7 protein-coding genes and 1 pseudogene are annotated in these 9393 nt (G+C 70.0%); 4 read left to right on the forward strand and 4 right to left on the reverse strand.

Features of this window, described 5'->3' with window-relative positions; translation table 11 throughout:
* Nucleotide 1: 1 nt before the first annotated feature.
* Genes ACRDTB_RS23090 through ACRDTB_RS23105 form a run of 4 tightly spaced genes read right to left on the reverse strand, consistent with a single transcriptional unit; the run spans nucleotide 2 to nucleotide 3940 of the window.
* Nucleotides 2-790 carry an ABC transporter ATP-binding protein gene (locus tag ACRDTB_RS23090; RefSeq protein ID WP_431433452.1) on the reverse strand — a complete coding sequence of 263 codons (789 nt, stop codon included), beginning with the start codon at nucleotides 788-790 and terminating at the stop codon, nucleotides 2-4.
* Nucleotides 787-1833 carry a branched-chain amino acid ABC transporter permease gene (locus ACRDTB_RS23095; protein WP_431433454.1) on the reverse strand — a complete coding sequence of 349 codons (1047 nt, stop codon included), beginning with the start codon at nucleotides 1831-1833 and terminating at the stop codon, nucleotides 787-789. Before ACRDTB_RS23095 ends, ACRDTB_RS23090 begins: the two co-directional genes overlap by 4 nt.
* Complete coding sequence (locus ACRDTB_RS23100; protein WP_431433455.1) at nucleotides 1830-2702, reverse strand: branched-chain amino acid ABC transporter permease; 873 nt, start codon at nucleotides 2700-2702, stop codon at nucleotides 1830-1832. Before ACRDTB_RS23100 ends, ACRDTB_RS23095 begins: the two co-directional genes overlap by 4 nt.
* A 29-nt stretch (nucleotides 2703-2731) precedes the next feature.
* Entirely contained in the window at nucleotides 2732-3940 is a 1209-nt protein-coding gene (locus ACRDTB_RS23105; RefSeq protein WP_431433456.1) for an ABC transporter substrate-binding protein, read from the reverse strand.
* 263 nt (nucleotides 3941-4203) lie between these two features.
* Between ACRDTB_RS23105 and ACRDTB_RS23110 the strand changes: the two genes are divergently transcribed.
* The 4 genes and pseudogenes from ACRDTB_RS23110 to ACRDTB_RS23125 all read left to right on the forward strand — a co-directional run.
* Nucleotides 4204-6075: a GAF domain-containing protein gene (locus ACRDTB_RS23110; RefSeq protein ID WP_431433458.1), complete on the forward strand. Its 1872-nt coding sequence runs from the start codon at nucleotides 4204-4206 to the stop codon at nucleotides 6073-6075.
* A 223-nt stretch (nucleotides 6076-6298) separates the two neighbouring features.
* Nucleotides 6299-6502 carry a hypothetical protein gene (locus ACRDTB_RS23115; protein WP_431433460.1) on the forward strand — a complete coding sequence of 68 codons (204 nt, stop codon included), beginning with the start codon at nucleotides 6299-6301 and terminating at the stop codon, nucleotides 6500-6502.
* Nucleotides 6503-6789: 287 nt separating this feature from the next.
* The gene (locus ACRDTB_RS23120; RefSeq protein ID WP_431433462.1) at nucleotides 6790-7656 is read left to right on the forward strand and encodes a helix-turn-helix domain-containing protein; all 867 of its coding nucleotides are present in this window, start codon (nucleotides 6790-6792) and stop codon (nucleotides 7654-7656) included.
* 1397 nt (nucleotides 7657-9053) lie between these two features.
* Nucleotides 9054-9393 (forward strand): annotated as a pseudogene (locus ACRDTB_RS23125) (WXG100 family type VII secretion target); the annotation flags it as partial.

Genomic DNA, 9393 nt, shown 5'->3' on the forward strand with positions numbered 1-9393 from the left:
GTCACCCACCCGCCGTTCCGCCGATGAGCACCTCGAACACGTTGGGATCCTCCCGAAGTACGCTGGGCGGCCCCTCCGCGATCTTCTCGCCGGCCGACAACACCACCACGCGATCACAGATCTGTGCGACGAAGTCGAGGTCGTGCTCGATGAGGACGATGGTCTGGCCCGCGTCGCGGAGGTCCAGAAGCCTTCGCTCCAGCTTGTCCACCATGGCCGGCGAGACGCCCGCGAGCGGCTCGTCGAGGAACAGCACGAGCGGCCGCTCGGCGAGCGCCAGCGCCAGGTTGAACAACTTCGCCTGTCCGTAGGACAGGGCGGCCGGGGAGTCGTCCGCGAACGGCGCGAGGCCCACCTCCGCCAGCGCTTCGCGCGCGTGGCGGACCGCCCGCTCGTCGCTCTCGTTCACCTTGGCCAGACGCAGGTACGAGGACATGAGCCCGTGACCGTCGCGCGCCTGGTTCGCCAGCTGGAAGTGCTGGAGCAGGCTGAGGTTGCGGAAGTAGCGCGGCTCCTGGAAGGTGCGGGACAGTCCCTTTTGGACACGAGTGTGCGTGGGCAGCGACGTGATGTCCTCGTCCATCAGCCGCAGCTGTCCGGAGTCGACGGTGAGCACGCCGCACACGCAGTCCACCAGCGTCGACTTGCCGGAGCCGTTGGGGCCGACGAGCCCGACGACATCGCCCGCGAAGACCTCGAAGGTCAGGTCGCGCAGCGCGACGCTGCCGTCATAGCGCTTCCACAGGTGCTCCACCGTGACCAGCGGGGTGTTGGTCGGTGCCGCGCTCATCGCGCCACGCTCCGGTCGAGCTCCTCGGGCCGAACCCGACGGCCGCCGCGGCCGGACGTGCCCCATCGACCGCGCACGCGCTTGCGGACCAGGCCGGCGACTCCGTTGGGCAGGAAGAAGGTGACGAGGATCAGGACGGCGCCGAACGCCACGAGCCTCGCCTCACCCGTCATCCGGAACACCTCCGGCAGGGCCACGAACGCGATCGCCGCGACGATCGCACCCCAGAACGAGGCCCGGCCGCCCACGACCACCGAGATGACGATCGCCTGCACGTAGAAGATGCCGAAGATCGACGGGTCCACGATCGAGAGGTGGAAGACGAAGAGCCCGCCGAGCATCGAGGTGACCGTCCCCGCCACGACGAAGACCCCGAGGCGGATCCGGTGCACCTTGAGCCCGAGCGACTCGGCGAGCGCCGGGTCGTCGCGGACGGCGAGCAGGGCGGTCGCGATCCGCGACCTGGTCAGCTGCCAGAAGATCAGCACGACCACGATCACCAGCGCGCCGAAGAGGAAGTAGGTCCCCCGGGGCCGGTCGAACTCGATGTCGAGGCCGCCCCACGACAGGCTCGGCGCCGGGAGACCGGGAATGCCCAGCGGTCCCCGCGTGAGATCCACCCAGCCCCTGGCGATGATCTGGACCAACATCGTGAACGACAGGGAGACGATGATGAACGCGGGCTTGGACAGCCGCAGCGACGGGTGACCCAACAGCAGCGCCACCACACCGCCGAACAGCATGGCGGCGACGACCGCCGCCCAGATGGGCAGCCCCAGCCGGGTGACCAGGAGCGCGCTGGTGTAGCCGCCGATGCCCCAGAGCCCGGCTTGGGCGAGGGAGAGCAGGCCGGTGAACCCGTACACCATGTTGAATGCCGTTGCCAGCCCGACGATCGCGAGCGCGAGCACTCCGACCCCGACCGCGTAGCGGGACCCGAGCAGGCCGAACAGGAGCCAGCCGACGACCAGGGCCGCCCAGCCCAGAGTCGACGCCTGACCGGGAATCCGGCCGCGCAGCTTCGCGATCAGCGCGGCGCTCATATCCGGACCTCGCGTCCCAGCAGGCCCTGTGGTCGGAGGAAGAGCACGGCCATCATCGCCACGAACGCGATCGAGTCCTGGAGCGTGGCCGAGCCGTACCCGCCGGCCAGGCTCTCGCTCACCCCGAGCAGCAGGGCGGCGATGACCGCACCGGGCACGCTGCCCAAGCCACCGATGATCACGACGGCGAACGACTTGAACAGGACGGTGATGCCCATCGCCGGGCTCACGGTGAATATCGGCGCGAGGATGGCGCCGGCCGCGCCGGCCAGACCCACCCCGATGGCCACCGTGTACATCGACACGGTGGTGGTCTTGATGCCGACCATCGCCGCGGCCCGCGGGTTCTGCGTGACAGCACGCATGCTCCTGCCGAAGTTGGTCCATATGAGAAGCACGTAGAGGCCGACGAAGATGGCGATCACGATCCCCACCGTGATGACGCGCAGCAGCGGGATCGTGAACGGTCCGAAGTCGACAGGCTGGTAGTCGTAGGGAGTCGAGACGGATCTCGGCTGCGCGCTCCAGATCAGAATGGCGCCGTTCTGCAGGAGAATCGAGGCGCCGAGGGTGACCAGGATTCCGCGCTCGAGGTTCCGCTCGCCTTCCAGCGGGCGCAGCACGCCCAGATACGAGGCGCCGCCGACGAGGGCCATCACGGCGGCCACGACGACGATCGAGGTGAAGTAGTCGAGGGAGAACACGTGGATGGCGAAGTAGGCGGCGAACCCCCCGAGCATGTAGAGCTCGCCGTGCGCGAAGTTCACCAGGCCGAGCACGCCGAAGATGAGGGTCAGGCTCGCGGCGAGCAAGGCGTAGACACTGCTCAGGACGAGGCCGTTCGTCAGCAGGGTGAGGAGCTCCTCCATCCGGCTGTCCTCTCCGCTCGCTGCGCTTCTCAGTTGCCGGGCGACGTGGTGATGACGTCCAGGACCACTTCCTCGCCGTCCTTGACGCCTCGCACCACAGCGTGGTCGTAGGCCTGGTTGTGCTCGTCGAAGGTGATCCGCCCGCCGAGTGGCGAGGGCAGATCGGTGGTCTCGAGGGCCTCGCGAACCGCGGCACGGTCCGCCGAGCCGGCGCGCTCGATGGCGTCGGCCAGCACCTTGGCCTGCAGGTATCCGTGGAAGCTCTGCACCACCGGCTCCTGGTCGAACTTCTCGGTGAAGGCCGCGACGAACTCCTTGTTCTCGGGCGTGTCCACCCCGGCCGAGTACTGCATGACGCCGTTGGCGCTGTCGAGGTCGCCGCTGCCGAGCAGGCCTTCGCGCTCGTAGAGGTCCAGCGCGGGCCGCCCGGTCAGGCTGATGTCGGCGGCCATGCCCGTCGAGAGGAACTGCTTGGCGAAGTTCACGTCGTCGGCGCCGACGGCGAAGATCGCCAGCATGTCCGGCCGCTCGCCCCGCACCTTCGCCAGTATCGTGGAGAAGTCGGTGGTTCCCTGGGCGAAGTAGTCGGTCGAGGCGACCTCGACGCCGTCCTTCTCCAGCTCGTCGATCAGCGCCTGCGCTCCGCCGCGGCCGTAGTCGCTGTCCTCGGCCACATAGGAGATACGGTCCACGTCCTCGTTGTCGGACAGGTACTTCGCGAGCCCGATCGCCATGTCGGTGTCCGACGGGGTGATCCGGAACGCCCAGTCGTTGCCGCCGGTCCCCGACTGCTCCGTGATGTCCGGTGTGGACGACACGCCGATCACGAGCGGAACCTCGGCGTCCAACACCACCGGCATGGTGGCCAGGGTGACCGAGCTGCAGAAGGCGCCCAGGATCCCGACCACGTCAGGGTTGTCGGCGAACCTGGTGGCGACGTTGGCGCCCTCGGCGGGGTTGCAGGCGTTGTCCTCGGCGACCAGCCCCAGCGGCCGGCCGTTGATGCCGCCCGCGGCGTTGATCTCCTCGACGGCCAGCTCCGCGCCCCACCTGTTGTGCTCGCCGACTCCCGCGAGCGACCCGCTCAGCGGTGTGGACAGGCCGATCAGGATGGCGTTGTCGGGTACCTGTTCCGCGGACTGCTCGGCATTCGGATCCGGGCCGCACCCGGCGGTCGCCAGACCGGCCAGCAACGCGAGGGTCCCGCACGCGACTCGTCGACGGTGACGGGTGCTCATGACCCACCTCCACGAATTTGATCTCTCGCGACTCATTCCGATGACGAGGAGCTGTCGCGGCCAAGGACACATAGGAATCGTCACGTCACAGGGGGATTGGCCCATGCGGTGCGATCTGTTGACTAGGATGCGAAGCTTATACACGGCACGTGTCGAATTCCTATGTGTCCTGACACATGATGTGGAGGCTTGCCGTGTGCGCCAACTCCACCACGACCCAATCGCACCCGATCGTGGACGCCCTTGTCGATCTCGTGTCCCTCTTGGACACCGGGGGTGACACCGCCGCGCTCGCCGACGTGATGTCCCGTCTGGAGGATGAGCTGGCGGAGGTCTTGGGACCGACCGACCTCACCCCCATGTCCACAGCGGTGCTTCGGGCCCAGATGGCTCTCGCCCAGGACCGCCGGCACCAGGTCGAGCTGCAGGGGCTGGTGCGCACCGCCCAGCAACTGCTCGGCACGCAGGATCTGGACAGCCTCACCCGGGTCATCGTCGAGGCGACCAGGGACCTGCTCTCGGCCGACGTAGCCCACCTCAACCTCCTCGGCACCGAGAGTGGACACGACAAGGTGGTGCGGGCGATCGACGGCGCGATGAGCGAGGCGTTCCGCCAGCAGCAAACCCCGCACGGCGCCGGGCTCACCGGGCTGATCGTGCGCACGAAGAGCGCGTACGTCACGAAGGACTACCTGAGCGACCCGAACATCCGCCACGACCCGCAGGGGGACGCCTCGGTCAGGGCGGACGGGCTGCGGACGATGGCTGGCGTGCCACTGCTGCGCGGGTCCACCGTCATCGGCGTCCTGTTCGTCAGTTACCGCAAGGAGACCACGGTGGCGAGCGACCAGCTCTCGCTGCTGCTCTCCCTCGCCGCCCTCGCCAGCGTCGCCGTGGACAACGCCCGGCTCAACGAGGAGCGGGCCGAGGGCATCCGGCGGCTGCGCGACGCCAACGACGCCACCAAGCGCACCAACAGCCTGCTGGAGTGGTCGAGCGCCGCGCACGACCAGCTCACCGACCTCATGCTGGCCGACGCCGACGTGAACGCCCTGGCGCAGACCGTTCGCCGGCTCTTCAGCTGCCCCGTCCTCCTGCTCGACACCGCCGGCGGCGCCCTCGCGGCCGTGGATGAGGAGCGGACCGGCACCGAGGTGCGCCGCGAGCTCGGCGACCTGTCCACCTTCACCGCGGCCACCGCCACCCGGAGTGATGGCACCGTCCGCTGGACGGCCCCCGCGATGGCGGCCGGCGAGCTCCTCGGCCTCGTCTCCGTGCGGCGCGACTCACTAAGCGAGGTCGAGCAGCGAACGCTGGAGCGGTGCGGGATGACGCTGGCACTGCTGCTCGCGATCAAGAACACGATCGAGGAGGCGGACAAGCGCGTCGCCGCCGATATCGTCGACGACCTGCTCAGCGGTGGGCAGCGCGCGCTGTCCGCGGTCCGGCGTGCCGCCGGGCTCGGCCTGGACGTCAACTCCGACTGCGTGGTGATCATGGCCAAGCACGGCTCCTCGTCGGGCGCCGACCTGCACCGGCTCGGCAGGTCGCTCACCCGCCAGCTGGGCGGCCTGGCGAACATCGGCCCGAGCCAGCTGGCGATGATCGTGCCGGGCGAGGACGTCGACGGTGTCACCGAACAGGTCCGGGCCGCGCTGGCCGCCGACCCGGCGCCGGCCGTCACCGCCGGGGTGGCCGCGGCCCACGGCGTCTCCGAGCTCACGCGGGCCGCCGCGGAGGCCGACAAGTGCGCGCACGCCCTGAGAAGGCTCGGCTTCGACAACGGCGCGGCATCGGCGCAGAGCCTGGGTTTCGTCGGCCTGGTGCTCGCCGGTGGCAAGCCGGGGGACGTCTCCGCGTTCGTGCAACGCACGCTCGGTCCACTTCTGTCCTACGACAGCCGGCGTGGCGCCGAGCTGACCGAGACCGTGCGCCTCTACCTGGCAGAGTCGAGCAGCCTCAAGGCGACCGCCGCGCGGATGCACATCCACACCAACACCGTCCTCCAGCGACTCCGCCGAGCGTCGTCGATCCTCGGCGAGGACTGGCAGAGTCCCGATCGGACACTGGAGATCCGCCTCGCGCTTCGGCTGAACCAGTTGATGCCATCGGCGACGACCTCGTCGAGGTCGTAGACCGGCTCACCTTCGCTCAGGTCAGCTTGATGGTCCGGCCGCTCATGGCGAGCTGCCCGGTCTCGGCGAGGTGTCGTAGGGCGCGGTTGACCGTGACACGGCTGATGCCGAGCCACACCTCGCACCGCCTTCGGCGGCCCGGCATGGACGTTCGACGCGGATCGAGGCCAGTACTACTACCGCCTGCCTGCCCGAGCAGCCAGACCTGAGCTGGCGCAAACCGGTGGTCCGCGCCGCGCGACGGGACGTACCGCGAACCTGGCGCCAACGCGGCGTCGACGGGTTCCGCATCGACGCCTTCCGGCAGTTGCTCAAGGATCCGCGTTGGCGCGACGACCCGCCGAATCCCGACTGGCGGCCCGGCGATGACACCTACCTGTCGCTCCGGCCGGTCCACTCACCGACCAGCCCGACATCACCGGCGTGATAACCGAGATTCGGTCGGTCCCCACTCGGCATCCCAATCGCCTCGACCGACGCCCAGACCCACTCTCGCGCCGGCTGACCGGTGGCCTGGGACGCGATCCGGAACGCACTCCGATGCGCTGGTCGACCGCTCGGCACGTCGGTTTCTGCGCCGATACCGTCGCCCCGTGGCTTCCCACGCAGCCTCATCCGCTGGCGGCGGCGTCGCGTCGCGGCAGGGCTCGGCGACCTCGATGCTGACCACCACCATGCCACCGGTGGCTGGCCGTGCTGGATAGGGTGCGTTGTGTGGCAAGCCAGTTCAGCGTGCTGCTTCGGCGGTTGCGGCGGCGGTCGGAGCTGACACAGGAGGACCTGGCGGATCGCGCTGGCTTGTCGGAGCGGACGATTCGCCGGCTGGAGACCGGCGAGCGCGCCAACCCGCAGCTGGACACGGTGCGACTGCTCGCCGACGCGTTGGGCCTCGGGCCGGACGAGCGGGCCCAGCTGCTGGCCGTCGCCGATGGGCAGCTGTTGGCGGAGTCGCCCGGTGTGAACGGAAACGGACCGGAGTCGGCGTTCCAGCGCAGGCTGGTGGAGGCCGCCGATGATCTCGCGCTCGCGGTTGGCGCACGCCTGGGCAGGGAAGAGGAGCTGCGGCGGATCCAGGATCCGTTCCCGCTGCCGGTCCGATGGGAGCTGGCGCCCGACGGCGTGCTGGATCATTGGGAGAACATCTGCCGGGCGTCGCCGGGTGCGTCCGCCAGACCGTTGGACCTGGCCGGTCGCCTGCCCGAGATCGCCGACGTCTACCGGCGGATCCCGTCCGGGCGGCTGGTGGTGCTCGGCCGGGCGGGATCGGGCAAGTCGGTGCTGGCCGCGCGGTTCGTCCTCGACTGGTTGCGGGCTCGCGATCGTGGCGGCGTCGTGCCGGTCGTCTTCGGCTCGGGGCCTGGAACCCGACCACCACCGGGTTCCGGGACTGGCTGGCCGGTCAGCTGGTGCGCGATCATCCCGGGCTGGCGGCGCCCGGCCACGACGGCTCGAACCTGGCCACCGCGCTGGTCGAGGCAGGGCGCATCCTGCCGGTGCTGGACGGGTTCGACGAGCTCGCCGCGGGTCTGCACCGGGCCGCACTGGACGCGCTCAACGCCACGACCTTGCCGCTGCTGTTGACCAGCCGCCCCGGTGAGTACGCCACCGTTGCCCGAACCGACGCCGCGGCTGTCCGGCTGACCGACCTCACCGCGAGCGATCTGGCCGACTACCTCCCGCGGACCACTCGCAAGAACGCGGGCGCGACTGTGTGGGATCCGGTCCTGAACGAGCTGCGCGACCATCCCGAGCGTCCGGGCAGCGTCAATCTCCGCGCGGTCCTGACCACTCCGTTGATGGTGGGGCTCGCCCGCGCCATCTACAGCGACCCCGCCGGACGCGATCCGTCGGAGTTGCTGGACACCGAGCGGTTCGGCAGCCAGTACGAGCTCGAGGATCACCTGCTCGGCAGCTTCATCCCCACGGTCTACCGGGACGAACACGCGCGTTGGGACTCCGAGCGTGTGCGGAGCTGGCTCGGGTACCTCGCCCAGCACCTGGACCGGCTCGGCACTCATGACCTCGCCTGGTGGCAGCTGGGCAGTGCGATGCGCCGGGTCTCGCGCATGCTGGTCGTCGGGCTGGTGACCGGGCTGGCCGTCGGGTTGTTCAGCGGGTCGCTGATCTGGCTGGTGGACACGCCCGCCGCTGGGCGAGGGCCGGTGAACGCGCTCGTGGCCGCGCTACAGAACTTGCTCGGGTTCGGGTTGGCTCTCGGGCTCGCGCACGGTGCCGGGCTCGCGCTCGGCGGCGGGGCATTCGAGCCGTCGCACGTCCGGCTGCGCACCCGTGGCGGGGCCCAGCAGCTGCGGGCGGAGTTCGGCCCCAGGCTCCTGGTCGGGGTCGCCGGCGGAATCGGCCTCGGGCTGGCGATGGGGCTCGCGAACGCGGCCGGGACCAGACCCATGGGCTTCGTCGAGTTCGGGTTCCTCGGCGTGCTCGCGACCGGGACCGGCCTGGGGATGCTGGCCGGCCTCGGGTGGGGTCTGATGGCTGGGCTCGAAGCCCCGGTCGACCTCAGATCCGCCGTAGGCCCCACCGACCTGCTGCGCACCAACCGTGCGACCGTGGTGGTCGAGTTCCTCGGCTGGGGACTCGTGCTCGGGCTCGCTCACCTGCTGGTGATCACGCTCCCACTCGGGCACGTGGTTCCGGCCGCGCTCCTGCTCGACCTCGTGCTCGGCGCCCTGATCGGGCTCGCGGTCGGGACCAGCCTGACCTCGTGGGGCCAGTGGTTGGTGTTCGCGCGAGTCTGGCTGCCGCTGACCGGGCGGCTGCCCTGGTCCGTAACCGCCTTCCTTGACGACGCGTGCCGCCGCGGTGTGCTGCGCCAGGTCGGCGCGGTCTACCAGTTCCGGCACGCGCGCCTCCAGGCTCACCTGGCCGACGACAGTTGACCTGCGGCTTTCAGCCGGCGGACATAGATGGCCGGTTCGCGGTCCTGGTGCGCTACCCGGGTCCGCGCCACGGTCTGCGACGTGTTCGAAACGACCGAGGACCTGGCGAGCGCGGTCACCGCGGCACTGAGTCCGGACGCGCCGCTCGCGACGCATGCCCGAACCCTTACCGACGCACTGGACAGCGTGTGGGCGGAGTTCTTCAGCTCGCCGACCCCGCCGGGCGGCACGAACTGGAACGCCTACAGCCACGAACAGCTGTACCGAATGCTGTGGCAGGACGCGGACGTCGGGGACGTCGGTACGGTCGCCGCCGATTGGGGGCGGCACAGCACCGCGCTGACCGAGTCCGCGGACGCGTTGCGCGGCCAGCGGAAGGCGCTGCTGTCGAACTGGCAGGTCGGGCGGCCGGCCGCCGACC

Origin of the sequence: Actinophytocola sp. (genome assembly GCF_050699935.1) — a bacterium.
Classification (GTDB): domain Bacteria; phylum Actinomycetota; class Actinomycetes; order Mycobacteriales; family Pseudonocardiaceae; genus Actinophytocola.

Excerpts from the sequence above, each read along its gene's own strand:
- ACRDTB_RS23090 (WP_431433452.1), bottom strand. The coding sequence starts at position 790 with ATGAGCGCGGCACCGACCAACACCCCGCTGGTCACGGTGGAGCACCTG.
- ACRDTB_RS23095 (WP_431433454.1), bottom strand. The coding sequence starts at position 1,833 with ATGAGCGCCGCGCTGATCGCGAAGCTGCGCGGCCGGATTCCCGGTCAG.
- ACRDTB_RS23100 (WP_431433455.1), bottom strand. The coding sequence starts at position 2,702 with ATGGAGGAGCTCCTCACCCTGCTGACGAACGGCCTCGTCCTGAGCAGT.
- ACRDTB_RS23105 (WP_431433456.1), bottom strand. The coding sequence starts at position 3,940 with ATGAGCACCCGTCACCGTCGACGAGTCGCGTGCGGGACCCTCGCGTTG.